The organism is Paenibacillus sp. 01T431 (assembly GCF_056398625.1).
Genome location: NZ_JBFTPT010000014.1, coordinates 77,438 through 102,190, shown reverse-complemented (window position 1 = coordinate 102,190; position 24,753 = coordinate 77,438). Strand labels below are relative to the sequence as shown.

Sequence of the window (24,753 nt, the reverse complement as noted above, 5' to 3'; positions counted from 1 at the left end):
TAATTAATGAGATAAACATTAATTAATCATACGTGTTCTGCCGAGCCAATACGGTTTCTTCAGCTCCGCCTTGTTCAGCTTCCCGACGGACGTTCTTGGGAGAGAGGCAACGATTTCCAATCGCGTTGGAATTTTAAATGGAGCAATCTGCTCATGGCAAAATATTTTTAGATCAGTTAAAGTCAGCTCTGCATCGCCCTTAAGGGACACCACCGCAGTTACTTCTTCGCCATCCACTAATAAGGGCGTTCCAATTACAGCAACCTCACGAATAGAAGGATGCTTGCTAAGTGCCTCCTCTACTTCTGAGCAGTAAACATTTGCACCGTCAACAATAATGATATCTTTTTTTCGATCCATGAGATACAAATAACCATCCTCATCAAACCTGCCTAAGTCACCCGTATAGAGCCACCCATCCTTCAGGGCATGGTTTGTTTCCACTGGATTATTCCAGTAGCCAAGCATGATTTGCTCTCCTTTGCATAAAATTTCGCCAGTTTCTCCTTGTTCAACATCTTGGCCGAGCTCGTCAATAATACGAATTTGAAATGCTTTTTGCCCCCAATACGGCATGTTGGCTGGACTGCCAACGGATATTAATCGATTTAGCTTTCCTTCATGGAAACATTGGTTTATGTTTAAAAAACTAATAAATTGTCCGCTTTCTGTTTGAGAATATACTTCAGTAATTTGTGCATTCGGAAAAATAGTTAACGCTTGATGAAATACATTTTCGCTGATGGGCGCGCCGCCGCAAGAGATGCCTTCGATGGATTGCAGGCTGCGGGATTTGATATTTTCCATAAGGACAATATCTCGAAATAATAGCCCCACAGTACCCAAAAACTTAATTTGACCCCGTTCTATGATATCAACAATTTCTTCAGCTCGAACGGGATATTCATTCAGATAGATGAGGCAGCCGCCTTCAAATAAGGTCGTCCACAAAACAAACTGGCCGGTTAAATGGGCTTGATTCATCACGATCGATTTTTTAGAAGCGTTATGCCCGCCGCCCCTCTCTAGGTTCATAAAGGACCAATTGCGAATATGGCGGTGAGAATGCATGACACCTTTGGATCGTCCCGTCGTACCGCCTGTATAAATAATAAGCGCCACATCATCTGGTTCAGCTTCATGCCATTCCATGAGAGCGGGACAATGAACCATAAAGGACTGCAATGATAGGGGGGACTGATCTAAGGTGCATGAAATGAAATGCGCAATTGGCAGTGAAGATAAGGCTTCTAATAGCTGAGATTGTTCGGAGCTGTAGACTAGCGCAGTGGGAGCAGCATCTTGAACAATATTTTTGATTTCATTTGCGGCTAACCCGGGAAAAATCGTTACAGGAATGGCACCAATGGCAACCGCAGCAAGTTCGGCGATAGCAAGCTGCGGTGATGGAGAACTAATCATTGCGATTCGTTCACCTGGCTTGATTGCGAGATTATGAAATCCTTGAGCGACACGGTTAACCTYATTAAATAACTGTTCATAAGTAAGGGTTTCATTCTTATCCTTCATTGCTTTTTTTGTTGGGTGCATCTGAGCAGTCTTCGGCAATATTTTGGAAAGCAGCATATCATAACCTCCCTAATTAAAATAAGAGCAATAAAACCTATGAATTTACTGTACTATTCAACCGTAACAGGAAGAAGCTGGGGCAGCAAATTGATTTTCCTTATGGAAAAATAATGTTTTTTTTATAAAATGACCAACCGATTGATTGGTGCAGCTACTTATATACCATACGACTGCCAAAGGAGGTGCCGCATGACAGCAAATATCCTGATCGATGAATCGCTTCTGCAAAGCTATTCGAGAAAGATATTCGGCTTTGCTCTCTCGAAAACGGGACATGAACAAAATGCAAAGGATTTGTCCCAAGAAATATGGTTAGCGCTCTATCGCTCGCTTCAGACAGGCAAGCAGGTGGACAACATGGACGCATGGGTTCACACGATCTGCTGCTTCACATGGAGCAATTATTTGGCGAAGGAAAAACGGCATTGGAACCATGCAAATATCGATTATATATCATCCCTAGAGAACGGAAACAGTGAGCTTTTTACGGCGGATATGGAAGAGCTGCTGGAAAATATGCGCATTGAAATCGCTTATTTGTCTCGTCTCCATCGTGACATTACGATTCAATATTATTATGAGAGGCAGAGTATCGAGCAAATCGCGAAGCATTTGCAGATTGCGGCAGGGACGGTGAAGTGGCATCTCTTTGAAGTGCGTAAAAAGCTGAAGGAGGCAATAAAAATGGAGCAAGCTGCTGATCGATTAAGCTATAAACCGGTGAGGATGATGGTTGGCCACTGTGGAACTCCAGGTCCAAATAATGAGCCCAATTGTTATTTCAATGCCATGCTAACATCGAATATCTGTGTTGCAATTTATGAAAAACCTTTGACCATTGAAGAGATCGCGCGCAAAATTGGGGCTGCCAGTGCCTATGTCGAAGATGAGCTTCAGAAGCTGGAGAAATCGGATTTAGTGCGGCAAGTAGGCAAAGGGAAGTACCAGACGAACTTTATTATTGAGACGATGAGAAGCTTGTCTGCGGAAACGAGTTATTTTAAATCGAAAGCCGAAGAGCTGGCGGAAGAAATTTACGCATGTGTAGCGGGAAAACTGGAAGAAATACGCACTTTAGATTTTCATGGGACGCATTTGAACGAAACGTTCCTTCTATGGGCTTTCATCCCTTATGCTATTTGGACGCAGTATTATCAAGTGAAAGAAGAAGCCTATTATGTGCAATATCAGCCGGATGAAAAAAAAGATGGCGGGAAATATATTGTGACTGCTTCTATTCATTATAGCGATGAGGAGTATCGGAGCAGTTTGCCTAACCATGAGATTGTTCGCAAATATGCAACGAACGGCATTAAAACGCGCAACAGCCATTACCATGGCGGGCTTCAGATGGAATCGTGGTGGTCGGGTATGACGTGGAGAGACTTTAACGCGCCCGATCTGGATGACTTATCAAGGGTCGTAGAGCTTATAGAGAGCGGAGCTTCACACTCGGAATATGATCGGATCATAATTAGCAGACTCGTCGAAAAGGGTTTTGTATCCATGGAGAGCGGCAAGCTTGAATGTTTGGTTCCATACTTTAATGCCTCCCAGCATAAAGCGCTGAAACGTATATTGGATCAAGCATTTCATGAGAACAACTTCAAAAAGAAAGTAGATCAAATCTATGAGGATATGATATCCGTATGCAGAAAGGATGCGCCATCATTTATATCGGATAAAGAGATTGTGTACAAAGCAATGAATGATGGGATGACGCTTGTTTTTGCGGTAATGGAGTATTTGGAGCGCAAACATTTTTTGGCAGTTCCTGCCGATACCGAGAAAAAACGACTTACTACAATGGTTTGGCAATTTCCTTCCAGCAATCAGTAGTTGATTAAAACAAAAGAGGCTGTTCCAAAAGTAGAGTATTCTACTTATGGAACAGCCTCTTTTTAAGACGGATAATAAATGACCATACTGATCCTCACAATACAATCACCTGAATTGTGATAGACATGGGGAGTATCGGCTGTAAAACGTATGGAATCGCCCGTTTTCACTGTATATTCTTCATTATTTACACGAACGGTAAGCTCACCCTCAAACACGGTTAAAAACTCCTGTGTACCTTCTCTATGTGATTCAGAACTCAAATAAGCGCCTATTTCCATATCAACGGAATACATTTCAAATCGTCTGCCTTCTTCAAAGGGGAAAAACGGATAAAGCAGAAATCTACCGTTATCTTCTGTTAGTGTTTGTATTTCATTTTTGCGAACGATGACTGTATCGGATTGCGGCTCGTTAATGAGGGAAGTGAATGAAACTTTTAAACCATTAGCTATTTTCCATACGGTTCCAATAGTAGGGTTGGATTCGCCGCGTTCGATTTGTCCTAACATCGTTTTGCTGACCCCTGTCATTTCTGCTACCTTATCAAGACTAAGTTTTTGTAGCTCCCGCAGGTGTTTTAGGTTATTGGCAAGTACATAATTGATATCTTCCAAAATAATTAGCCTCCTCGATTGTGCGATATAGCGTTCGTATTGTATAATCATAACGTACATGCGTTAAAAAGTACATCTTGTTCAAGTATAGCACACGAGAGGCGGATTTAAATAATGGCTTTAGCTCCTTTTTTGATTTATGTTATTGTGAATACATTTACGCCAGGGCCAAATAACATCATGGCGATGTCTAATGCGAGCCGATATGGAATGAAGAAGTCTATTCGTTTTCTGTTTGGTGTAGCAACTGGTTTCTTACTATTAATGCTCTTATGTTGTTATTTCAATCTGCTATTATATAGCTTCGTTCCTAAAATGAAATTTGTCATGAATATATTAGGAAGCCTGTATATGACTTATCTTGCATTTAAAATAATGAAGAGTAAACCACACCGTAGTGATGGAGATAATCATGGGCAGCTGAATTCATTCTTATCGGGCATGCTGCTGCAGTTCGTTAATTTTAAGGTGATATTATACGGGATCACAGCGATTTCGACGTTCATCATGCCATTTTACAAATCAAATATAAGCTTATTATTGTTTTCGATGTTCCTTGCCTTTGTAGGACTGGTAGCCACATCCTGCTGGGCTGTTTTTGGTGCATTATTTCAAAAATTTCTCGCTGCACATGAGAAAAAGTTCAATATATTCATGGGATTATTATTGATTTATAGTGCAATTACCATGCATTTGTAGGGGATTGTTCAGACAGAAGGGCAGGATAGTTGAGCTGAAAAAGGAGCTGTTTGGCTTTGGCAGCAAGCTTTCTTATGGTTAAGTTAACGGAGCACTACAGCTTAATAAAACAGCGGCAGTCAGGACTTATTTTCTCGTCCAGATCTGCCGCTGTTTGTATTATGAGGATCTAATCCATTTTAAAAATTCGATAATTGCTGCAGTTCTTAGCTTCTACTCCTTGCCATGACGTATGAATAGCCACACGCCGAACAAGATAAGTACGCCGGCTGCCATTTGATAAGCCGTTAGTGCTTCCTTTAAAAGAGCCCAAGCGAGCAAGGAGGCGATGACAGGTTCACCCAGTACAGCCATGGAAACGGCTGCTGCGCTCATATGCTTCAGCAGCCAATTGAACAAGTAATGCCCGAACAGCGTCGGTACGATCGCGAGCAGCAAGAAAATGCCCCATTCCTGCGGGCTGTAGCCTGTAAAGGAATTGCCGCGAACGAGATTGTAGACGGCAAGTGAAGTCGCAGCAAGTGCGAATACCCAGAAATTATAAGTAAATGCGCTCATATCCTTACGCAATTCCTTGCCGATCATCATATGAACAGCAACAGCAGCTGCGCCTAGAAAGGACAGAACGTCACCGATCAACGCATCCCTTGAGAGGGAAAAGTCTCCCGATGCAATAACGATGGAGCCGATCAGCGCGATCCCCATCCCCCACAGCATCATGCGATTTGCTTTAATACGGAACAGCCAGTAGGAGCCGAGCATAACCATAACAGGCTCCAATGTCAAAATAACGGTAGAGCTTGCGACCGTGGTCAGCCGCAGAGAAGCCATCCATAACAAGAAGTGCAGCCCGAGCATGACGCCGGAGAGGGTGAGCAGTCTCCACTGCTTGGCACTGAGCTGGAACATTTCCGTGCGGTATTTAAAGACGAGCGGCAGCATGATCAGGTTAGTTAGATAGAGCCTGTACATGGCGATGACGGCAACGTCAGCATTTGACCAACGAACGAAAATGGAAGAAAAGGATATAGCGATAATACCAATAATGTATAACAATTCATAAGTAGCTAAAGACTTGGTGCTGCGGTTCATCGTTGTAATTTCTCCCATACTTATAAACCCCCTGAGTCCATTTGCAACATTTGCGATGGAAGGATCAGGGGGCTTTATTATATTTATGATCAAACATAACAGCTTTTGCGGCTATCCGGCTTGTCCAGCTGAAGTTTTCCCAGCCTTCTCGAGTTCTGCGTCAAAATACTGCTGAAGCTCCGTCACTTTTCTTACATCCTCGAATGAGGCTTTGCCTGCTAAATAACGTTCCGCGAAAACTTCCCATTGTGGAACGATCTTTTGCGCGTTCATAGAGCGAATCGCGTTTTTAACCATTCTGCGTTCCTTTGCATTCGTGTACATATCCTTGAACTGCTGCTTAAGCTCGAAATCCAGCTCGCCAAAAATTTTGCGGAATACCTCAGCCGTCATACGAGCATCATCGAGTGCCCGGTGCGCTGAGCCTTCAGCTGTGATTTCTAGATCAATGAGCGCAGCTTCGACGCTGACATCGTTCGTTACGTTCTTATAGCGAATGTAACCCTTCAAGAGATCGAAATAATCGGCAGCCATCCAGAAGCTGTCATCGAGCTTATGCATGCGCGTATCATAGACGATCCTCTTCAAATCTTCGCCGCCCCAAGTGAACAGCAGGAAGGAGTCGCTTTTTTTGAGCCATGCGGTGAAATCCCCGATTACTTTCGGGAAACGGCTTGCTACGTCGATGTCTTCCTGTGGAATGCCTGTTTTTTTCTTAATGAAGCTGTTCAGCTTGGAGAAATAAATCGGTTTAATCAATGCGGAAAATTCATCTACCTGTTCAAGTGAACTATTGAGACGAACCGCGCCAATTTCAATAACCTCCATAGGTAATTCGCTTGCAAATTTTCGTCCGTTAAATTCAATATCCAATATAATGTAGTCCAAAATCTTAACCTCCGATAGATAGCCTGTGTTATTCATTCTATCAGAAAAAGTTATCCAGATGGAAACTACAATATGGTAGAACGCCGCAGCAGGTTTATTTTTTTGATTTCATCACATAAAAGACAATCGTGCCAATAAGAATGACGAGGATCACAGGAAGCAGCCATATGCCAAGCTTAGAGGCGCCTCCGGAAGCTACTTGAATGGCAGCCCATTGCACATAAGCGAATAAGGCTACAATCTCAAGCTTGATCCAGCTTAGCAGAAGGATGGAGGTTTTGTATTGGTATGGAGCATTTTGCTCTGTAATGGTGGTCATGTAATTGAATTCATGTGGAATTTTGCGTAAATGCGCAAGCCCAGCAAATAAAAGGAATGAGATTATCGGTAAAATGACGAGTGCTGCTTTGCTTCCCCATCCGTCAGCCTCGCCGCTCCCGTTAAAGTGAATGGCAATCGTTTGCGGAAGATCAGGCCATTTTACAATTAAATAGATGACGGACGAGAGCAGGAGTAGAACCGATATTCCATCATGCCATCTTTCAAGATTTGATTTTGCAATAGTAAGCTTAGGTAAATTCGCCATAGTGGCAGCACCGCCTTATCTCTGTTCATGTGCATACCCTTTAATTATAACTTATGGCTTTGCGGATAGTAACCTTTTTTACAGTAATTTTCCAAATAAGAAACTCCAGCCTAGGCCGGGGGAGGGCTAAGGCTGGAGTTGCTCGATCACTTATTTGTTCAAATATAAGAATTTATAAGTTTGATATTTATAGAAGGCTTATATTTCTCCGTCAAAGCTGCTTCAGCTTCCAAAGGACGCTGAAGCCGTTTTAGCTTGAGGCTCTTAGTTTTTTAAGAGCGTTTCATACGGCGGGAATTCAGCCAAAGCGGGATACGGAACACTAAGTTGATCAGCAGGACAACGAATACGAGCACGGCTGCCGCTTTTTGAGCAATCTCCTGAGCGTCGCCAACAATGGCTTCGGATTGTACATACCACAGATGAACGGCAAGTGTAGCACCTGGCGAGAAGAGACTGAAATCCCACATTTCACCGGATGTCGTAACACCAGCAGTTAGGATGATTACGGCGCTTTCGCCGAATGCGCGGCCGGCAACAAGGCAGATCCCTGTGATGATGCCGTTAAGCGCAGCCGGAATAAGTGCGCGAGTAATAGTCTGCAAATGCGTACCGCCAAGTGCAAAGGAAGCGCTCTTCAGCTCTTTCGGTACAGCGCGAATGGACTCCTCTGTTACGCGGGTTAGTACAGGCAAGTTAAGAAAAGCTAGACTGACTGCACCGCCAAGGATGGTCAAGCCAATCTCGAAATATTCAACGAATAGAGCGATACCGAACAAGCCGAAAATGATAGACGGTACGGAAGCGAGTCCTTCCACGCAAATGCGTACGAAGCCGATCAGCTTATTGTCAGGTGCAAACTCGGCCAAATAAATGCCAGCTGCCATTCCGAGCGGAATAGAGATGAGCAAAGAGATAAATAAGATGTAGAAGGAGTTAAGCAGAGTAGGGCCAATACCGCCGCCTTCTTCAATTTCACTCGGCAAGCCGAATATGAAATCCCATGTTATTTTTGGAAGACCGTCCTGAAGAATTAGAAAAAGAAGGCCAAAAATAAAAGCGATGATTAAAATGCCTAACGACCAAACAATACCTGTAAACAGACGGTCTTTAAAGCGGTTAAGTCCTTTTTTGCTGCTAAAGGGGTTTGCTAATGGGTTCATATCTAATGCTTGTTTCATACTTGCGACCCCTTTCTTTGAAGCCAGCGAATGGCAACGATCATAAGCAGCGAAATAACGAGGAGCAAGAAGCCCATTAAGTAGAGCGCATAGTTCCAAGTTGAATCAAAAGGAACATTCGAAATTTGCATAACGATGTTGCTCGTAAGAACGGAGGTTGGCTTGAGCAAGCTGTCTGCCAGTTGAGGCGTATTGCCAATAACCATAACGACAGCCATCGTCTCGCCGACTGCACGCGCCATGCCGAGAATGACGGCATACATGATTCCGCTTTTGGCTGAAGGAAGCAATACTCTCCATACGGTTTGAAAACGAGTAGCGCCTAACGCATAGGAAGCGTCGCTGAATTTGGCTGGTACAGCGCTAATCGCGTCATCACTTATACGGCTTACAGTAGGCAAAACCATAATTGTAAGCACGAGCGCTGCCGCAAGCAGCCCATCGCCCATTCCGCTTCCGGTAACATTTCGAATCAGAGGAATAAGAACGGTCAAGCCTAAATAGCCATAAACGACGGACGGAATTCCGACGAGCAGGTCAAGAACCGGACGCAGCATGTTTTTAAGCCACGGCGGTACAAAGACAGACAGAAATACTGCAATGATTAAGGAAATAGGGACGCAGATTAATAGCGTCAAAGCTGTCAGGGCGAAGGTGCCGAATATGAAAATAAGCGCGCCGTATTGCTCATTTTCGGGATTCCATTCCGTGGAAAAGAAGAAATCTGCTAGTGAAATGTTGCCGAATGTCAAAATGCCGGTACGGAACATAAGCAGCAATATGAGTAAGAGGATGAGGCAAACAAAACCGGCTGCTGCTATGCACAAGTAACGAAACATACGATTCGTGAAAAACAAGCGCGATCTCCGGTCAAACGGCTTGCTGCTGCCAGTCAAGATCGCGCTGCCGAGCTCAGAAGAGAGACGCGGCTGCCTTGCAGCATGAGTGGACTCCAACATAAATTATAGGCTCCTCTGTGCGAAACCCGCCCTAGCTGTTTCTAGAGCAGCTAAGCTTGTTTCGCAATAAAATATAAATGGGGATAATGATTCATGCGATGAAAGAAAAGAACGATCGACTTAAGCGCTCTTGTGCGCAAGCCGACCGCTCCTCTTGTTTTTAACTATTTAATAGCTGAGATCGGAATGAATTTAAGCTTTTTAAGCGAACCATTTTGGAATTTTGTGCTTTGTACGTATTTAATAAATTCCTTTGTAGCGCCAGTTGGCTCGCCTTTTGTCATATAGTAGCCATAGCCCCATACATTGTATTTCCCGTTAATAACGTTAGCTTCAGTTGGTTCGATGTTGTTGATTTTTACAGCAGTCATTTTGTCTGTTACATAAGCAAGGTCCATGTAACCAATAGCGTTTGGTGTTGTTTCAATTGCGGACTTCATGTCGCCGCTTGTTTTTACTTCTTTGTAGTTGTCGCCTTTGCTCATGAAATCTGTTCCATCAAGCGCTTTGTCTTGGAAGTTAACACGAGTACCGGAACCGAAAGTACGGTTTACAACGATGATATCAGCATCCTTGCCGCCAACTTCTTTCCAGTTCTTGATTTTACCGGAGAAGATGCCTTGCAAGTCTTTAGTCGTTAGGTTTGTTGCAGTTACGTTTTTGTTAACAACAGCTGCGAAAGGAATGATAGCTACTTTATGTGCAACTTGGCCTTCGAATTTTTTGAAGCCTGGAACATCTTTGGATGCGTCCCAGTCAACTGCTCCGATGTCTGCGATGCCTTTGCGTACAGCTTGCGGTCCAGTAATCGATCCAGCAGCGGAAGCTGAGATTTTTACTTTTGGATTCAATTTTTTGAACTCGCTTGATGCTTGAAGTGTCAACGGCAGAAGAGCAGAGGAGCCGTTGATGACAATTTTGCCGCTAAGCTTGCTAGCTGCGGTAGCCGTAGGTGTTGATGCAGGAACGGAACTGAAGCCGATAACAGCGATAAGCGCTGCGATTGTTAATTGTTTAAACCATTTCATTAGGAATGACCTCCATTAATTAGTTTGTGATGTTTTTCCATTTGCCTTGAACGGATACTGCCAATTGACCATCAATAAGTGCTGCGAAATCGGAGCTGCCCGATACGACTAATTCTGTTGCGCTGTCCGATACGGTTTGCACAAGTTTGTTCGTACCTGTAGCACTGTCAATCTCGTAGATTGCGTTAGTGCTGTTTCCGTCAGCTGTAAGCAGATAGAGCTTGCTTCCGCCTTGAACTAATTGGTAAACGTCTTTGTCAGCGAAGAGAGGCGTGCTTGCTTTGCCTGTATTGTCCACCGTTACGAGCTGACCAACGCTTGCTTCGTCTGAGCTTACGCTAACATAGCTTACTTTGGAGCCGTCTGCTGCCAGCTTAAGGAAAACTTTATCCGTTGCTTCTTTTGTCAGCTGTACAGGTTTATTATCACCAACTGTAGAATTATAGAAGTAGATTTGCGGCTCAGTGCCTGTTGCATCAATAGCAACATCATCAAGCTCAACGTCTTTGCTGCTGTCTGCCGTTACTTTCGGCTGCTTGAAGACGTAGAAAGCGAATTTAGTGCCGTCTGCAGATACTTCAAGGTTTGCCTTGTAATCTACTTTATCTTCCAATACTTTGGATACTTTGCCGTCAGCTATAGCAAGCTTTGCGATGACAGAGCTTTTGTCGCCTTGTAAGAAGAAGATGGAAGAACCGTCTTTTGACCATTGAAGCTCATTTTTGATCGAGTTGTCCGTACTTACTTGTTTCGCTTGTTTTGTGCTCAGATCGATTGTGAATACTGCACCGTTTGCATCGGAGTAAGCTACACTTTTGCCATCAGGAGACAAAATAAGATCGGAAGTGTCAGAGGATGCTAGAAGCAGCTCATATTTTCCAGTAACAGCATCAACTAAGAAATCTTCGCGGCCTTCGCCAGCCGTGTTCGATACGATAAGCTGTTTGGAGTTAACCCAGATTGCATGCTCAGCGCTATCAAGCAATTGAACCGTATGTATGTTGTTGTCTTCGTAAGTGCCGCCAAGTGCCTCAACGAATGCTGTAGGCTCGATGAAAGTGGAGTAAGCCACTTCAATAGCTGGATGTTGAAGTGCAGTTGCAACACCGTTTATGTTCATTGTTTTTGCAGCGATTTTTAGCTTCAGCGTTTTGTCGCCAAACTTTACAACTACCGTATGATCGCTGTTGATGTGAAGAGTCGCGCCGATCGCGTTTGTCATGTCCCGAACAGAAGCGAGTGTAACGCCGCCGTCTACAACGGTACGAACAGTTACTGGATTAGCATTTACTAGAAAGCTTGCTGTGCTGATTTGTGCAGCTTGCTTTACTGAAGCGGTTTGTGCGAATACCGGAGTAACTGCTGATGCGCTAATTGCTGCTGCGATCATCGAGATTGCCATTGCTTTTTTCATTTGCATGGAATTGGGTCACCTTTCTCAAATGGGTATTTTTTTTTTTTTATTAATACAATCCAAGGCATACTCGGTCAGTATATACGGTTGGCTTGATCCCTCCCAGGCAGCGCTAGATCAATACATTTTGTAACGAATCGTTTATTTCTACCTGATCATAACAATCAATTATCATCCCAATATTTAGAAATTGTATCGAATTTGTAAAGATAGGAAAATTACCACCTAAATCCAATTTTCCTTCTTTTAAGAAGGAAATAGTAGAAATTTACCCCACTATAAGAAGAAAGTGCACCATGGTCTTTTTTGAACGAGGTTTATAATGGGGGTATGCTCGCAAATCTATTCACTTATAGGAGGACCAATCAATGAACATTTCAATCGGAGGTTATTCATTCAACAACACGTATTTAGAAGGAAAAATGGATATTTTCGGATATTTGGAAACGGTAAAATACCGGTATCGGATGGATGTGGTCGATTTGTGGAATGGCTTTTTTATAGATCGCAGCAGCAAGCCTATTATGAAGCTGGCCGATGAAAGCTATATTCGCAAAATACGTGAGGCGCTCGATGAAAAAGAAATGCGGGTCGTTAATTTTGCGATCGACGGTGCTCATTTGTGGGACCCAGACAAGGAAATGAGACAGCATTTGTATGATAATGCTCTCCTTCATTTGAAAGCTTCCGTTATTTTAGGTGCAGAAACCGTCCGTATTGATACGGGAGGCAGCTACGAGGATTGGGAAGCAATGAGCGACGAGCAATTTGAATATACGGTAAAAAGATACCAGGAATTTTCCCAATATGCGGCTGACCATGGCTTTCTAATTGGACCAGAGAACCATATGGGTGCGTCACTAAATCCAAATGAGATGAAGCGTCTCGCAGAGGCAGTTGATCATCCAGCCTTTGGTTTTCTTGTTCATTTAGGCCGTTGGAAGGAGAATCAAGCAGAAGGAGACAGCATCGTTGCGCCTTGGGCGTATCATACCCATTTTGACGAAGAAACTGCTGACGGTACTCATGCTTTGGAGACGATCCATATGCTGCAAGAATCAGGGTACAAGGGATATTGGGGAGTAGAATATAATGCGCCAAAAAATCAATACGTAGAAACGGAGCTGCTTATTACGAAGGTGAAGAAGCTTCTGATCGAGGCAGATCAGCAATCAGGCAGAGGGGCTCAGCACTATGAATAAAATACGAATTGGCATTATAGGCGTAGGACAAATTGGAAAAATGCATATCGAAAAATATAAAAATATCGCTGGCGCTGAGCTTGTTGCTGTATGCGACTTAAATGAAGTGGAAGCTAAACGAGTTGCTGAGCATTATGATATCCCTCATGCCTACTCTGATTTTAGAGAGCTGCTGAAGCGTGATGATTTGGACGCGGTCGACGTGTGCCTGCACAACAATTTCCATGCACCGGTAACGATCGCAGCGCTGCAGGCGGGCTTGCATGTCTATTGTGAGAAGCCGATTGCAGGAACCTATTCAGATGGCAAGGCTATGGTCGATGCTGCGAAGCTATGTGGAAAACAATTGCATGTGCAGCTCTACACGTTATATGGTAAAGATACGAAAGCTGCCAAAACATTAATTGATGGCGGCATGCTGGGCAAGCTGTACCATGCCCGCTCGTCAGGCTTTCGCCGAAGAAATCGACCGTTTGTTGATGGTTATGGCACGCCTTATTTTACGCGCAAGGAAACAGCGGCAGGCGGCGCGCTGCTCGACATGGGCGTCTATCACATTGCACAGCTGCTCTATTTATTAGGCAACCCGCAGGTTGAAAGAATTTCAGGGAAAGTTTATCAAGAGACGGATATGCTGCAAGAGAGAAGGGAACAAAGCGGCTTTGATGTAGAGGAGCTGGCTACAGGCTTGATTCGGTTCAGCGGTGGTTTGACGCTTGATATCGTAGAAGCGTGGGCTGTTCATCTTGGCGGCTTCGAGGGCAGCAGTATCGCCGGTTCCAAGGGTGGCGTACGCTTGCCGAACGAGCAGACAGGACCGGGGGCTCAGTCCTTCAGCTTCCATAACACGGTTTGTGATATGGATATGGACAGTACGCTGGACCTTGATATGATGGACCTGCGCAGGAATCGCTTATATGAGAATGAGGATGCCCACAGCTCATCTCAGCATCACTGGATCGCAGCTCTGCAAGGCAGAGTGCCACTACTGCCAACAGCGGAAATCGCGCTGAATACGATGCTCATTAGCGAAGGCATTTATATGTCAGAGGAGCTTGGACGTGAGGTTAGCGCGGACGAAGTTATTGTACGCGCACGTACTTCTGCTGTAGAGCTTTAAAGAAGTGCTAAGCTAAAGAGCAAGACGAGGGACTTGGATATGAATCAGAATCAGAATCGTACATTTCATTTAATTAAAGCGTTTAACTTTTTTGTATATGGCGCGATTGCCGTCTACAGTACGTTTTTTGTTGTTTATTTGCAATCCATTGGAATGTCTACGCTTGAGATTGGTGCGTTAATGGCCGGCGGCCCGATTGTTTCCATCATCGCGAACCCGCTATGGGGTTATTTGAGCGATCGATTCCGCAATGTCAGGCTAATTCTGATCGTAATGCTTATTGGCAGCATGCTTGTCATGCAGCTCGTCTTTTTATATCAATCGTATACGATCATTTATGCCTGTATGCTGTTCTTTTTCTTTTTTCAAATGCCTTTATTTTCACAGAGCAACAGTCTCATTCTGAACAGCATTGAAGGAACGAACCATAAATTCGGCGCTTTTCGCTTGTTCGGCTCACTCGGCTGGGCGTTTATCGCTTTGGTGGCTGGTCCTGTGATCGGGCAAATTGGCATTGAGCGTCTCTGGATTATTTATTCGGTCATGATGCTTATCTCGCTTGCTTTTGCTTTTACGCTGCCAAAGGGCGAGGCGAAGGGTGCAGCCCCTGCCGGCAAAGTGAATTACCGTTCGATGTTCGTGAACCGTTCCTTCTTGTTGTTCTTAATCATAGGTCTAGTGATCTCCATTCCTAACTCTATGAATACGACATTTATCCCGCTGTATATTAAGGAATTGGGCGGAGAGGCTTCCTTAATCGGTTGGTCGGCCTTCTGGTCATCCATATTTGAAATTCCAGTCTTCTTGCTGCTTGATCGGTATTTGAAAAAAAATACAAAAACGATGGTATTATGCCTCGTTGTCATCAGTATCCTATTCGCCTTGCGCTGGTTCCTGATGTCAAACGCAGACACTGCTCAGCAAATTATTTATATCCAAGTGCTGCACTGCTTAACATTTGGCGGCTACTATTATATTGGCACGCAGCTGGCCGTACAGCTTGTGCCTGCTGAATTCAGAGCATCCGGACAAGCGCTTTATGCCCTTACTTGGGGAGGCTTGTCAGGTATTGCGGCGGGCTTTCTCGGAGGCTGGGTGTTTGAGCAAATGGGTCCGCAGGCGATGTATCAATTATGCAGCGTCATGGCTGCGCTCGGGATTGTTGGCTTCTTCTTGTTGTTTGCGCGGCTGCGCAGAGAAGTGGGCACGAGCAGCAAAATAAGCTCTCATGCTGGATAACTGCAACCTTTCTTGTCTTATGGTCGTTCGAATAAGAGAATGGACATCATGTTATAGGAGAGGTGAACGACCATGAGGAAACGACGGAGTTTAGCCATAACAGCAGTCGCGGTCATGCTTTCTACATCTATTGCAGCACAAGCCTTCGCGGCGGCTCCATTTGGCGATATCGCAAACATTGGCAGCAAAGCAAAGATTGAAGCTTTGCAGCAGCAAGGAATTATTAAAGGAGTGAGCGATACGGCATTCCATCCAGAGGATCATTTGACGGCAGCACAAGGCATTTCTTTGATCGTGAGAACGACGCAAATTAGCCTAGCAGCCATTGATTTTTCTAGTGCGCCTACCGCTGATGGTTTCTATACAAAGGTGAAAAACGATGCGTGGTACGCGGAGGATTTCATCATTGCACACTACAACGGTTTGGACATCCCGGCTGATATTGATCCGCAAGCGCCACTTACGAAAGAGCAGTTCACGCATTATCTTGTTCAAGCGTTAGAGCTTACCGGTCAATATCCGACGATCAAAATGTTTATTAATATCCAGGACGAAAAGGATATTACGACGGCATATCAAGGAACCATTCAGCGTTCACTGCTATACAAGATTGCGTCTCTAGATGAGAAGGGCAACTTTGATCCAGCGCATGTTTTAACCCGTGCTGAAGCGGCAGGAATGCTGTATGATACACAAAGCTTTATTGAGGCGCATAAGGAAAAGGCGGAACCCGAGCAGGGAGCAGCTGAATAAAAAATGAAATAGGGAATGGCAGTTAATTGGGGGTTATTTCAGCCTCCTTAACTGCCTTTTTATTTTAATATTATTTTTTCCTAGCAACGCGATAATTCCAAGCGGAGTAATAAGATATAAAAGGGTAATCTTTATTTATATCACATTTTATTTTGAAAAATCAATAAAAAATGTAAAAAAACCTTGAAATTAATTCAAGGCTGTAGTATCTTCTGTATAGGAAACTTTTGGGAGGTGAACGGTAATGGAAAAGATGGCAATGCAAATGATGATGAACATGTGCATGGATGAAATGATGTGCAAGATGAAATCCATGAAGATGATGATGGACATGATGATGGAAATGAAAATGATGGACAACATGGATATGAACATGATGATGATGAAGATGCAGGAATGTGACGAAATGTCCACGATGATGATGCAAATGATGCGTGACATGGAGCAAGTATCGATGTAATCATCTATGAATCTGACCATTCATAGAGGTTAGAATAATCGGCAGAGCTGTTCGCGGCATGCCGTCGTATATCGTTTTTACCTACATAGCTAAGCAGAGCAGCCAACTGCATGCAGGCTTTTTTTTATTTCTAGACCTTCACCATTGCGCCTCGAACCTTTGCCTTATAACGCATAGTGGGCTTTCAGCTTGCTGGCGATCATAACCCGTTGAAGCTTAAACTCCCAAACCTTTTCTCTTAGCTGAATCTGCTGCTCCGAATTATGTGCATTCCGAAGCTGCTCGTAAATATCAAGCATTTTACGATTGATTTGATCGAAGCGAAGCCATAGATCGACACGAATGCCATGTTCGATTTCAAGGCGGATATGGTTATCTTTGGCGCGCAGGTTTTGAAGGATTTGTTGCTGCCACTCTGCATCTCCGATCATTACAGCAAAGTTATAAAGATCCAAATAATCATCAACCCATTTTGCTGCAATTTGTTTCTCGGAATAAGTCATGCTGGTCAGCTCCAATCTCCGTTTTGTTTATATACCTAGTATTATACTAGGAATTAAAGGGATTGCAAGCGATTTGTAATTATTGTGTTTTTGTCCTATTCGGTTAGGAACTGGTTTTATGTTTAAATGCTGCAAAAACAGCGAAGCCATTATTTTTATATACGCAGTCGGAATGAACAAAACCAGCCTCACTCAGCCATCTAAGCTGATCCTCTACAGTGGCATTAATGTCGACGCTTCGGCGCTGGATGGCCGCTTCGATTGCGCCTGTGGTTAAACCGCTTTGCCGGATGGCTGTTGTCCATTGCGACATATAATATTGATCCCAATAAGCGGTTGTGCCCGCTGCTTGATCAGCATTAACGAAGCTGCCGCCTTCTTTTAAAAGCTGATGAACGGAATGAAATAAGTCGCGTTTTGCTGGATGCGATAAGTGATGGATGGACAAGGAGGAGATGATGGCATCGTATTTTTCTGTGTAAGGGTAGCTTGAATAATCAGCAGCTATATAGCTGACTGATGGGTCAGCTCCGAAGCGAGATTGCGCCTCCTTTAGCATTTCTTCGCTCAAATCGATAAGAGTAAGATTGGCATTTGGGTATTTGTTGCGAATCATAGATGAGAAAAGTCCTGTTCCGGCACCTAAATCGAGTATACGCGGGGCATCGCTATCACAGTGAACCAAGTCGGTTGCTAAGCTGTAAAAATCATCAAAGCAGGGGATCAGTTGGCGGCGCTGACGGTCATATTCAGGCGCGACAGCATCAAACTGTTTTTTCACATTTTCATTCACAATAATGCCTCCTCGAATAGTGGGCTGAGTGCTGATTTTTCATTTTCACTTGAGTTAAACAGTATATTATAGATGATTGTTTCATAATGGAAATATATAATATAAATATACTTTATAGTTTTAAACTATGAAAGAATCGATTTCAATCCGTTAAAAAATGGGTATTGCGTATTCGAGTTTTTGATGGTACGATTGGTAAAATTTTAAGATCACTGATGAACACATATGGCAAGTCAAATAGCTTTTACATTCGATGACGAGAAAGAGTACGTTATGGGCCTGATCGAACAGAGAGTTGGGGCAGCTGAAAACCAACGTTCGGGTAGTAGCGGAAAGCCATCTCCGAGAAGCAGGCTGAACGAGAGTAAGCTCTGCCGCATTTCCAGCGTTAACGGGAACATGTATTGCTAGATACATGAGCAGAGTGTCGCGCTTTTGGCGTGAAACTAGGGTGGTAACACGGGTAGAGACTCGTCCCTTTATAGGGATGGGTCTCTTTTTTTGTTTTTTATCCATATTTTAGGAGGAAAAGTAATGGAGACTTGGTCGATGAGCAAAATGATTTCACCAATGGTGCAGCAAATTCCGCCTTCGGGCATTCGTAAATTTTTTAGCTTGGCTGAAGGCAATAAGGATATTATTTCGCTTGGCGTTGGAGAGCCTGACTTCGTTACGCCTGAGCATGTAAGAGCGGCTTGCGTCCGTGCGCTAGAGCAGGGCAAAACCTCCTACACTTCAAATGCAGGGCTTATTGAGCTTAGAGAAGAAATCGCCAACTATTTATACAATGGGTTCCAAGTGAAATACGAACCATCGAATGAAGTGCTTGTTACCGTTGGAGGCAGTGAAGCCATTGATCTTGCACTGCGGGCGTTAATAGCGCCAGAGGATGAAATTATTGTTCCTGTTCCTAGTTATATTGCCTACGCGCCGATTGCGCAATTAAATGGCGGCAAGGTCATTGAGGTTGAAACGTTCGCTGAGGATCATTTCAAACTAACGGCAGAAGCCTTGAAATCCGTCATTACTCCGCACTCGAAGGTGCTTATTTTAAACTATCCCAACAACCCGACAGGGGCTATCATGACCTATGAAGAGTGGCTTCCTGTTGCTAAGGTCGTGGAAGAAAATAATCTAATCGTTATATCCGATGAAATTTATGCGGAGCTGACCTACGATGCGAAACATGTAAGCTTCGCTTCACTGCCAGGCATGCGGGACAGAACGCTGCTTATAAGCGGCTTCTCCAAAGCTTTTGCAATGACAGGGTGGAGAATCGGTTATGCTTGCGGTCATCCGGAGCTGATCGCAGCGATGCTCAAAATTCATCAGTATACCGTCATGTGCGCACCGATTATTGGGCAGGTTGCGGCGATAGAATCACTTCGCAATGGATTAGATGAAAAGGATAGGATGATTGAGGCTTATGCGCAGCGCAGACGGATGTTTGTTAAGGGCCTAAGGGAAATTGGTCTGCCCTGCCATGAGCCGCTGGGCGCGTTTTATGCTTTCCCTTCTATTGCGCATACGGGACTTACTTCCGATGCATTTGCGCAAAAGCTATTGTTTGATGCCAGTGTTGCTACAGTGCCTGGGCATGTGTTCGGTCAAGGAGGAGAGGGCTTCATTCGCTGCTCCTATGCATCCTCTGTATCAAGGCTTAACGAAGCGCTTGAGCGTATGGATCGCTGCTTGAGGACACCCGGTATGTCTGGGAAATAAAGAAGGGAGCCAGCAGAGGCTCCCTCACGGCCCAAACGAGTGGATCAATCGCTTGGAAAATAAATACTGATCGAGGTGCCTTCACCAATCGCAGAACGCACCTCGATTCGGCCTTGATGTGCTTCTACGATCATTTTGGCGATACTCATGCCAAGGCCAGTACCACTGCTTGATTCTTCTGTATTCGTCCCGCGGTAATATCTTTCGAACAGCTTGTTGACAGTGGCCTCATCCATGCCTCTCCCGTTGTCGGAGACGCGGATGTAGGCATCATCATTCAGCATGCCGCAGGTTACCGTAACGGTTATGCCTGCAGGATTATGTTTCACGGCGTTCGAAAGCAGATTATCCATTAGCCGCTGCATCCACTTCGGATTGCCATAAAGGCTGACAGGCAGCTCGTCTCCCTCATAAAGGAAGGCTACCTCGGAAAGCGTAGCATCGTTCACATATTTGAGTACTGAGCGTCTAACCAGCTCGCCGAGCTCGAATTCATGTCGATCCATATGGACGGTTCCATGCTTTATTTGATAAATATGCGAGAAGTCATTCATAAGCTCCAGCATATAGCTGCTTTTTTCACGAATCATTTTGCCCATGTCCTGAAGCTCTTCATCACTCCACTGCGCAGGGGAGCTTTCCAATATATAGCCGTAGCCTTGAATGGTAGAGAGCGGCGTGCGCAAATCATGCGAAATCCCAGTCATCCATTCCTCTCTCGTTTTCTCAAGCTGGCGCCGATCCTTCTCCGTTTGCGCCAGCCGCTCGGCCATTTGGTAGAAAGCCGCAATCACTTCCCGGTAAAGGCGGTAGCGAATACGCAGCTTGCCGCTGCGGCGGAATACCTTTTTGCGATCCTTTGGCGTAAGGACCTCATCATACCGTCCATTGCCCATCCGCTCGAACCAACCGGCGAATAGGATGAGCGGCTGACCATAGCGATAGCCATGCCAAATGGAGATAGCAAGGGAGAGTAAGAGCAGCGAGCCGCCTATCCAAATGAAGATGCGTATAGCTTCCGATAGGATGGGCTGCTTCGTATACGTTATTTGTTCGTTTGGCGTGTGCAAAATCCAAGTCAAATCACTATTTTCAGGCTGGTACACAAAGATGTTCGTATCATAATCACCAGGCTTTTGCTGCATAGTCAGCACTTCCAGCGGCTCATATACATCGATAGCAGAAGTCTGATCTCCAATCGTTTGAACACTTTTGCCAGCTTGGTCTACGATTAGCAAATAGCTCTTCGTTTTCCTTAGCTCGGTGAGCAGGTCATTCTTATATGCCTCATCTACTAGACCATTCTGCTGGTATGCCATATACCATGCAGTCAGCTTCTCTTGCTGCGGATTTTTGTAGCCAAGAAGAAAGAGCAGCGGAGTAGAGTATGTAAGATCGAGCTCGTTATCGACGGTATAGATGCCGGATTTTTCGGATTGCTGGATGGCTAAAAGCTGCGTAATCGAATAAGAAGTCGGCTGCTCTTTCGGCGAATGGACGGAATAAATAACCTGCCCTTTGGAGTCCACGACTTGCAGCCACATATCACGCTCTTCAATGAGCTCCTTCCAGTGCTTCGACATCTTAATCTCTTTTTTCGAATAGTCGGTTTCCGCGACAATGGAGCTAAGCGCGCCGGCGGGAAAGTTTCGTTTGAGATCCTCGTTCGTAATTTTATTAATAAGGACAAGAAACAGCACGATCATCGCAACGAATATGAGAATCGAATACACGACGAGCTGATATGTAAAATGAAAGGCCATTCGGCGTTGAACCTTCATAGGCTTACAGGCTCCTTAACTAATTTGTAGCCGAGACCACGAACGGTAAGCAGATGCGTCGGCATACTGGGATCATATTCAATTCTCTCGCGAATTCGCCTGATGTGAACCATAACCGTGTTGTCGTCCCCTAATCCGTCAATGCCCCATACCGCTTCATAAAGCTGACCTTTCGAGAAGACGATGCCGGGGTTTTTGCAGAAATACAGCAGCAGCTGAAAAACCTGTGCAGGGCATGATACCGGCTGATTATCTACTAATAATTCTCCAGCAGCTTCATTTAACTGAAAACGGCCATAACGGTAGGTTTGATGAGGGGCAGAGGCAGCAGATATTGACGAAGCAAATGTTGAATGCGGTGGAAGTGATTCCGCCTCTTCCATGCGGCGCAGCCTTGCTTTAATGCGAGCGGCAATCTCCAATGGATTAAATGGTTTTGTGATATAGTCATCGCCGCCCATCGCAAATCCGGTCAGTATATCGAGATCGGATGCTTTGGCGGTTAAAAATAAGATATGCGGATTGCCCAGCTGTCTAATTTTTGAGCAAAGCTCAAATCCGCTGCCGTCGGGCAGCATCACATCCAGCAGCACGATATCGGCTCCGTAGCGAGCGATCGTATCGAGAGCTTCTTGGCAGGTTCCTGCCGTATGGATATGCTGGAAGCCTTCCTTTTGGAGCACCAGCTGCAGCATTTTTACAATAGAAGGTTCATCTTCCACTATGACAATTTTGTTCATGTTCATCACCCCGTTTTATGCTAGCACACCAACCTTAACATCTGTTGAACAAAATTGAAAAAATTAAGCTGCTGTTATGATTCCGTTTGTTCGCTGTTCAATTGGAATCCTTATGATTGGGTAAGAGGTGATGGGAATGATAAATCAAAATGAAACGGGACAGCGAATTCGCGTTATTGATGCGATTAGAGGGTTCTGCTTGCTTGGCATCCTGCTGGCGAACATGCTTATTTTTCAATATGGCATTTATGGGAAAGAGGAAATGCAGCTATTTAATCCTACTCCTACAGATGAAGTAACGCATCAAGTTCTCAAGGTAGCGGTGGAAGGCAGCTTTATGCCTATCTTTATGTTTTTATTCGGCTACAGCCTCTTTAAGCTGCGCGAAGGACTAGTCGCCAAGGGGCTCAAGCCGGCGAGGTATATGGTACGGCGCTTTTTTATGCTAATAGGGCTTGGGCTTTTGCATAGCATGCTCCTTTGGGAGGGCGATATCCTATTGGCCTATGGAATAACTGGATTTTTCTTATTACTGTTTGTAAAAAGAAAGCCAAAAACGCTTATTATATGGGGAGTCATATTAAGCATATTAATGTCTGGACTCGGCTACGACTTGAAGGAGGATACGCCAAAAGAGAAAGCTCGCATGCATGATTACGTAGAAGAGTCTATTACCGTATATGGTGAAGGAACCTATCAGGAAATTATGAATTTTCGTCAAGAAGAGGACCCGCTAGACCTGCCTGTGGCCGTCATGGCAGTGCTTATGGCTTTGATGCCTATGCTGATGATGCCGATGTTTTTGTTCGGCATAGCGGCTGCCAATAAGCAGTGGTTTCATAATCCCAAGCGGGAGAGACGTAAATTTGCTTGGCTCAGCGGCATACTGCTGCCACTAGGTCTTCTATTGAAAGCGATAGCTGTATTAAAGCCGGATTGGGCATGGAGCAGCGTATTATTGTCGTTAGGCGGACAATTGCTGGCCTTTGGGTATATTTTTGGCCTTGCGTTCGTCATGTCCTTTTTATCTAAACGATCCTATATCATCATGGCATTTGAATCGGTTGGACGAATGTCCATGACCAACTATTTAATGCAGACGGTGATTTGTACCACTATATTTTATGGATATGCGTTGGGCTGGTTTGGAGAAATCGGTGTGCTTAACGGCGTACTGCTTGGCATAGCCATTTATGCCGTTCAAGCCGTTGTGTCCAGCTTCATCCTGTTCTGGTTCAAAAATGGCCCATTTGAGCGACTGCTTCGCATTGCAACATATTGGTCGTTTAGCGGAAAAGCTCGGGTTTCGAAAAAAGCAGCAGATGCACAGGCTGCGGATCATACTTATTTTAGCGCTATGAACTGAATATCATGCGAGAGGGAGCTGCCTGCAGCGAATGTGAGCAGCTTTTGGCCTTCTTCCACTAAAGCATCATGATCAGCTGCGCTTAACTTCTCAAATGATTGAATGATGAGTGCTGCAGTTTCGTTGTTTTGTTCTATCTTCCACGTGCCGCGTACGAATCCGTCTATTAAAAATGTAGAGCGAATAATGCCGTTAATCGTGAACACGAGCGGTTTATACTTTTCATCCAAAATGCGGCTGCGGTCAGAGTAGGAGAGCAGCATATTATCGAACTCGGATAGAAAGCGCGGCGGTGCTATCGTGTCGCCGGGCGGCAAGGGAGCATCCGGCAAATCAAACAGCTCATTGCCCTTCTCGTCGGAGAAGGTACGCAGGCTTGGACGCAGCTGTTCAATAGTCTCGCGGAGCTTGCTTAGCCCAGACCAAACTTGCATATCCTTAATGGTTGCGGGGCCAAAGGCGCCAAGGTAACGCAGCAGCATCGTCTCGAGGGAAGGAGAGTTCGCAAGCGATTGACCAAGCCAAGCTTCCGCAGATGTATGTGTTGCTTGACCACTAAGTCCCCATACACCGCGAGGCGGGATTTGGACGAGCGGGACGAGAGTACGAATAGCAGCGCTAAGGGCAGAGGGGTCAACATTAGGCCACTCTAACGCGAGTAGATTGCCGAGTTCGTTGAATGTGCGAGGCTGCTCCTCCACTAAAGCGCGACCAGCTTCACGGATAGCTTCGAGGTCTACGTTTTGCAGCATCTTTCCGTATGTACTAAACATGCCTTTTTCTAAAGCAGGTTGAAGCAAGGGCCGCAATTCCAAACTGTCACGCGCACTGACCAGATGAATCGTAGAGCGCATGAGAGCAATGCGCACGACTTGACGCTCCGTGATGAGCCTAGAGAGCTGCTCTTGTCGGAAGTTTTCAAGCCGTGTCCATAACGCAAAATAGGGCGGGTTAGGCGCTTGTGACTGAATGGCAACCAAATGCTGGATCGTCTCCAGCACGGATATATTGGATCTTCGCAGCAGCATTTGCCGCTCAAGCAAAGCTCTATTTAATTGGCGCGTTCCTAAAATAGGTGCTGCTGCATTCTTTGCTCGCTTAGATGAAGCCATGCAATGAATCCCCTCTCTATTTACGATTCGGTTATTTTTCATTGTTCACTTTATTATACAAAAAATCCC

Annotated in this window: 23 protein-coding genes and 1 other annotated feature; of the genes, 9 read left to right on the top strand and 14 right to left on the bottom strand. The window is 44.8% G+C overall.

Annotation, left to right across the window (positions count from 1 at the left end; genetic code table 11):
• Positions 1-18: 18 nt before the first annotated feature.
• A complete protein-coding gene (locus tag AC1DM9_RS24180) occupies positions 19-1,587 on the bottom strand; it encodes a class I adenylate-forming enzyme family protein (protein ID WP_477582612.1) in 1,569 nt (522 codons plus the stop codon).
• A 192-nt stretch (positions 1,588-1,779) separates the two neighbouring features.
• Here AC1DM9_RS24180 and AC1DM9_RS24175 point away from each other — a divergent pair, with 192 nt between their 5' ends.
• Positions 1,780-3,429: a sigma-70 family RNA polymerase sigma factor gene (locus AC1DM9_RS24175; RefSeq protein ID WP_477510811.1), complete on the top strand. Its 1,650-nt coding sequence runs from the start codon at positions 1,780-1,782 to the stop codon at positions 3,427-3,429.
• 62 nt (positions 3,430-3,491) lie between these two features.
• On the opposite strand, the gene AC1DM9_RS24170 is transcribed toward AC1DM9_RS24175, so the two are convergent.
• Positions 3,492-4,097: a helix-turn-helix domain-containing protein gene (locus AC1DM9_RS24170; RefSeq protein WP_441878874.1), complete on the bottom strand. Its 606-nt coding sequence runs from the start codon at positions 4,095-4,097 to the stop codon at positions 3,492-3,494.
• A 63-nt stretch (positions 4,098-4,160) separates the two neighbouring features.
• Between AC1DM9_RS24170 and AC1DM9_RS24165 the strand changes: the two genes are divergently transcribed.
• The gene (locus AC1DM9_RS24165; RefSeq protein ID WP_441878601.1) at positions 4,161-4,745 is read left to right on the top strand and encodes a LysE family transporter; all 585 of its coding nucleotides are present in this window, start codon (positions 4,161-4,163) and stop codon (positions 4,743-4,745) included.
• Between the two features lie 213 nt (positions 4,746-4,958).
• On the opposite strand, the gene AC1DM9_RS24160 is transcribed toward AC1DM9_RS24165, so the two are convergent.
• From AC1DM9_RS24160 to AC1DM9_RS24130, 7 genes are all read right to left on the bottom strand, one after another.
• The gene (locus AC1DM9_RS24160; RefSeq protein WP_339209500.1) at positions 4,959-5,837 is read right to left on the bottom strand and encodes a DMT family transporter; all 879 of its coding nucleotides are present in this window, start codon (positions 5,835-5,837) and stop codon (positions 4,959-4,961) included.
• 111 nt (positions 5,838-5,948) lie between these two features.
• Entirely contained in the window at positions 5,949-6,725 is a 777-nt protein-coding gene (locus AC1DM9_RS24155; protein WP_076268796.1) for a 3'-5' exonuclease, read from the bottom strand.
• Between the two features lie 94 nt (positions 6,726-6,819).
• A complete protein-coding gene (locus tag AC1DM9_RS24150; protein ID WP_477510809.1) occupies positions 6,820-7,311 on the bottom strand; it encodes a DUF1648 domain-containing protein in 492 nt (163 codons plus the stop codon).
• Positions 7,312-7,583: 272 nt separating this feature from the next.
• The gene (gene pstA, locus AC1DM9_RS24145; protein ID WP_430056169.1) at positions 7,584-8,474 is read right to left on the bottom strand and encodes a phosphate ABC transporter permease PstA; all 891 of its coding nucleotides are present in this window, start codon (positions 8,472-8,474) and stop codon (positions 7,584-7,586) included.
• A 14-nt stretch (positions 8,475-8,488) separates the two neighbouring features.
• Positions 8,489-9,451: a phosphate ABC transporter permease subunit PstC gene (gene pstC, locus AC1DM9_RS24140; protein WP_477549117.1), complete on the bottom strand. Its 963-nt coding sequence runs from the start codon at positions 9,449-9,451 to the stop codon at positions 8,489-8,491.
• Between the two features lie 164 nt (positions 9,452-9,615).
• Positions 9,616-10,479, bottom strand: coding sequence for a phosphate ABC transporter substrate-binding protein (locus tag AC1DM9_RS24135; protein ID WP_076268799.1), 864 nt, complete (start codon positions 10,477-10,479; stop codon positions 9,616-9,618).
• Positions 10,480-10,498: 19 nt separating this feature from the next.
• Positions 10,499-11,899, bottom strand: coding sequence for a stalk domain-containing protein (locus AC1DM9_RS24130; RefSeq protein ID WP_477510807.1), 1,401 nt, complete (start codon positions 11,897-11,899; stop codon positions 10,499-10,501).
• A gap of 362 nt (positions 11,900-12,261) precedes the next feature.
• Here AC1DM9_RS24130 and AC1DM9_RS24125 point away from each other — a divergent pair, with 362 nt between their 5' ends.
• From AC1DM9_RS24125 to AC1DM9_RS24105, 5 genes are all read left to right on the top strand, one after another.
• Positions 12,262-13,095, top strand: a complete 834-nt coding sequence (locus AC1DM9_RS24125; RefSeq protein WP_441878594.1) for a sugar phosphate isomerase/epimerase family protein — start codon at positions 12,262-12,264, stop codon at positions 13,093-13,095.
• Positions 13,088-14,215 (top strand): Gfo/Idh/MocA family protein, encoded by a 1,128-nt coding sequence (locus AC1DM9_RS24120; RefSeq protein WP_477582609.1) that lies wholly within the window; start codon positions 13,088-13,090, stop codon positions 14,213-14,215. Before AC1DM9_RS24125 ends, AC1DM9_RS24120 begins: the two co-directional genes overlap by 8 nt.
• A gap of 39 nt (positions 14,216-14,254) precedes the next feature.
• Positions 14,255-15,454 (top strand): MFS transporter, encoded by a 1,200-nt coding sequence (locus AC1DM9_RS24115; protein WP_441878590.1) that lies wholly within the window; start codon positions 14,255-14,257, stop codon positions 15,452-15,454.
• Between the two features lie 72 nt (positions 15,455-15,526).
• Positions 15,527-16,207: an S-layer homology domain-containing protein gene (locus AC1DM9_RS24110; protein WP_477582607.1), complete on the top strand. Its 681-nt coding sequence runs from the start codon at positions 15,527-15,529 to the stop codon at positions 16,205-16,207.
• Between the two features lie 244 nt (positions 16,208-16,451).
• On the top strand, positions 16,452-16,667 hold the full coding sequence (locus tag AC1DM9_RS24105; RefSeq protein ID WP_076268805.1) for a hypothetical protein: 216 nt from the start codon (positions 16,452-16,454) through the stop codon (positions 16,665-16,667).
• A gap of 164 nt (positions 16,668-16,831) precedes the next feature.
• Here the strand turns inward: AC1DM9_RS24105 and AC1DM9_RS24100 are convergent, their stop codons facing one another.
• Both AC1DM9_RS24100 and AC1DM9_RS24095 read right to left on the bottom strand, forming a co-directional pair.
• A complete protein-coding gene (locus AC1DM9_RS24100) occupies positions 16,832-17,170 on the bottom strand; it encodes a hypothetical protein (RefSeq protein ID WP_076268806.1) in 339 nt (112 codons plus the stop codon).
• 103 nt (positions 17,171-17,273) lie between these two features.
• Positions 17,274-17,963, bottom strand: coding sequence for a class I SAM-dependent methyltransferase (locus tag AC1DM9_RS24095; protein ID WP_477582604.1), 690 nt, complete (start codon positions 17,961-17,963; stop codon positions 17,274-17,276).
• Between the two features lie 244 nt (positions 17,964-18,207).
• Positions 18,208-18,445, top strand: a binding site (T-box leader).
• 52 nt (positions 18,446-18,497) lie between these two features.
• On the opposite strand from AC1DM9_RS24095, the gene AC1DM9_RS24090 reads away from it, so the two are divergent.
• The gene (locus AC1DM9_RS24090; protein ID WP_477582602.1) at positions 18,498-19,685 is read left to right on the top strand and encodes an aminotransferase class I/II-fold pyridoxal phosphate-dependent enzyme; all 1,188 of its coding nucleotides are present in this window, start codon (positions 18,498-18,500) and stop codon (positions 19,683-19,685) included.
• Between the two features lie 44 nt (positions 19,686-19,729).
• On the opposite strand, the gene AC1DM9_RS24085 is transcribed toward AC1DM9_RS24090, so the two are convergent.
• Together AC1DM9_RS24085 and AC1DM9_RS24080 are read right to left on the bottom strand one after the other, a co-directional pair.
• Positions 19,730-21,466 (bottom strand): sensor histidine kinase, encoded by a 1,737-nt coding sequence (locus AC1DM9_RS24085; RefSeq protein ID WP_477582600.1) that lies wholly within the window; start codon positions 21,464-21,466, stop codon positions 19,730-19,732.
• Positions 21,463-22,212 (bottom strand): response regulator transcription factor, encoded by a 750-nt coding sequence (locus AC1DM9_RS24080; protein ID WP_477549122.1) that lies wholly within the window; start codon positions 22,210-22,212, stop codon positions 21,463-21,465. Before AC1DM9_RS24080 ends, AC1DM9_RS24085 begins: the two co-directional genes overlap by 4 nt.
• 130 nt (positions 22,213-22,342) lie before the next feature.
• On the opposite strand from AC1DM9_RS24080, the gene AC1DM9_RS24075 reads away from it, so the two are divergent.
• Positions 22,343-23,572, top strand: coding sequence for a DUF418 domain-containing protein (locus AC1DM9_RS24075; protein WP_477582598.1), 1,230 nt, complete (start codon positions 22,343-22,345; stop codon positions 23,570-23,572).
• Here AC1DM9_RS24075 and AC1DM9_RS24070 read toward each other — a convergent pair.
• Positions 23,551-24,684, bottom strand: coding sequence for a winged helix DNA-binding domain-containing protein (locus AC1DM9_RS24070; protein ID WP_477582596.1), 1,134 nt, complete (start codon positions 24,682-24,684; stop codon positions 23,551-23,553). The genes AC1DM9_RS24075 and AC1DM9_RS24070 overlap by 22 nt on opposite strands.
• Between the last annotated feature and the right edge of the window lie 69 nt (positions 24,685-24,753).

Coding starts and splice junctions, on each gene's coding strand:
- pstC (WP_477549117.1), bottom strand. CDS start 9,451: ATGTTGGAGTCCACTCATGCTGCAAGGCAGCCGCGTCTCTCTTCTGAG.
- AC1DM9_RS24150 (WP_477510809.1), bottom strand. CDS start 7,311: ATGGCGAATTTACCTAAGCTTACTATTGCAAAATCAAATCTTGAAAGA.
- AC1DM9_RS24090 (WP_477582602.1), top strand. CDS start 18,498: ATGGAGACTTGGTCGATGAGCAAAATGATTTCACCAATGGTGCAGCAA.
- AC1DM9_RS24130 (WP_477510807.1), bottom strand. CDS start 11,899: ATGCAAATGAAAAAAGCAATGGCAATCTCGATGATCGCAGCAGCAATT.
- AC1DM9_RS24115 (WP_441878590.1), top strand. CDS start 14,255: ATGAATCAGAATCAGAATCGTACATTTCATTTAATTAAAGCGTTTAAC.
- AC1DM9_RS24120 (WP_477582609.1), top strand. CDS start 13,088: ATGAATAAAATACGAATTGGCATTATAGGCGTAGGACAAATTGGAAAA.
- AC1DM9_RS24170 (WP_441878874.1), bottom strand. CDS start 4,097: ATGATTATACAATACGAACGCTATATCGCACAATCGAGGAGGCTAATT.
- AC1DM9_RS24080 (WP_477549122.1), bottom strand. CDS start 22,212: ATGAACATGAACAAAATTGTCATAGTGGAAGATGAACCTTCTATTGTA.
- AC1DM9_RS24165 (WP_441878601.1), top strand. CDS start 4,161: ATGGCTTTAGCTCCTTTTTTGATTTATGTTATTGTGAATACATTTACG.
- AC1DM9_RS24125 (WP_441878594.1), top strand. CDS start 12,262: ATGAACATTTCAATCGGAGGTTATTCATTCAACAACACGTATTTAGAA.
- AC1DM9_RS24075 (WP_477582598.1), top strand. CDS start 22,343: ATGATAAATCAAAATGAAACGGGACAGCGAATTCGCGTTATTGATGCG.
- AC1DM9_RS24100 (WP_076268806.1), bottom strand. CDS start 17,170: ATGACTTATTCCGAGAAACAAATTGCAGCAAAATGGGTTGATGATTAT.
- AC1DM9_RS24105 (WP_076268805.1), top strand. CDS start 16,452: ATGGAAAAGATGGCAATGCAAATGATGATGAACATGTGCATGGATGAA.
- AC1DM9_RS24070 (WP_477582596.1), bottom strand. CDS start 24,684: ATGGCTTCATCTAAGCGAGCAAAGAATGCAGCAGCACCTATTTTAGGA.
- AC1DM9_RS24175 (WP_477510811.1), top strand. CDS start 1,780: ATGACAGCAAATATCCTGATCGATGAATCGCTTCTGCAAAGCTATTCG.
- AC1DM9_RS24110 (WP_477582607.1), top strand. CDS start 15,527: ATGAGGAAACGACGGAGTTTAGCCATAACAGCAGTCGCGGTCATGCTT.
- AC1DM9_RS24160 (WP_339209500.1), bottom strand. CDS start 5,837: ATGAACCGCAGCACCAAGTCTTTAGCTACTTATGAATTGTTATACATT.
- AC1DM9_RS24135 (WP_076268799.1), bottom strand. CDS start 10,479: ATGAAATGGTTTAAACAATTAACAATCGCAGCGCTTATCGCTGTTATC.
- AC1DM9_RS24085 (WP_477582600.1), bottom strand. CDS start 21,466: ATGAAGGTTCAACGCCGAATGGCCTTTCATTTTACATATCAGCTCGTC.
- pstA (WP_430056169.1), bottom strand. CDS start 8,474: ATGAACCCATTAGCAAACCCCTTTAGCAGCAAAAAAGGACTTAACCGC.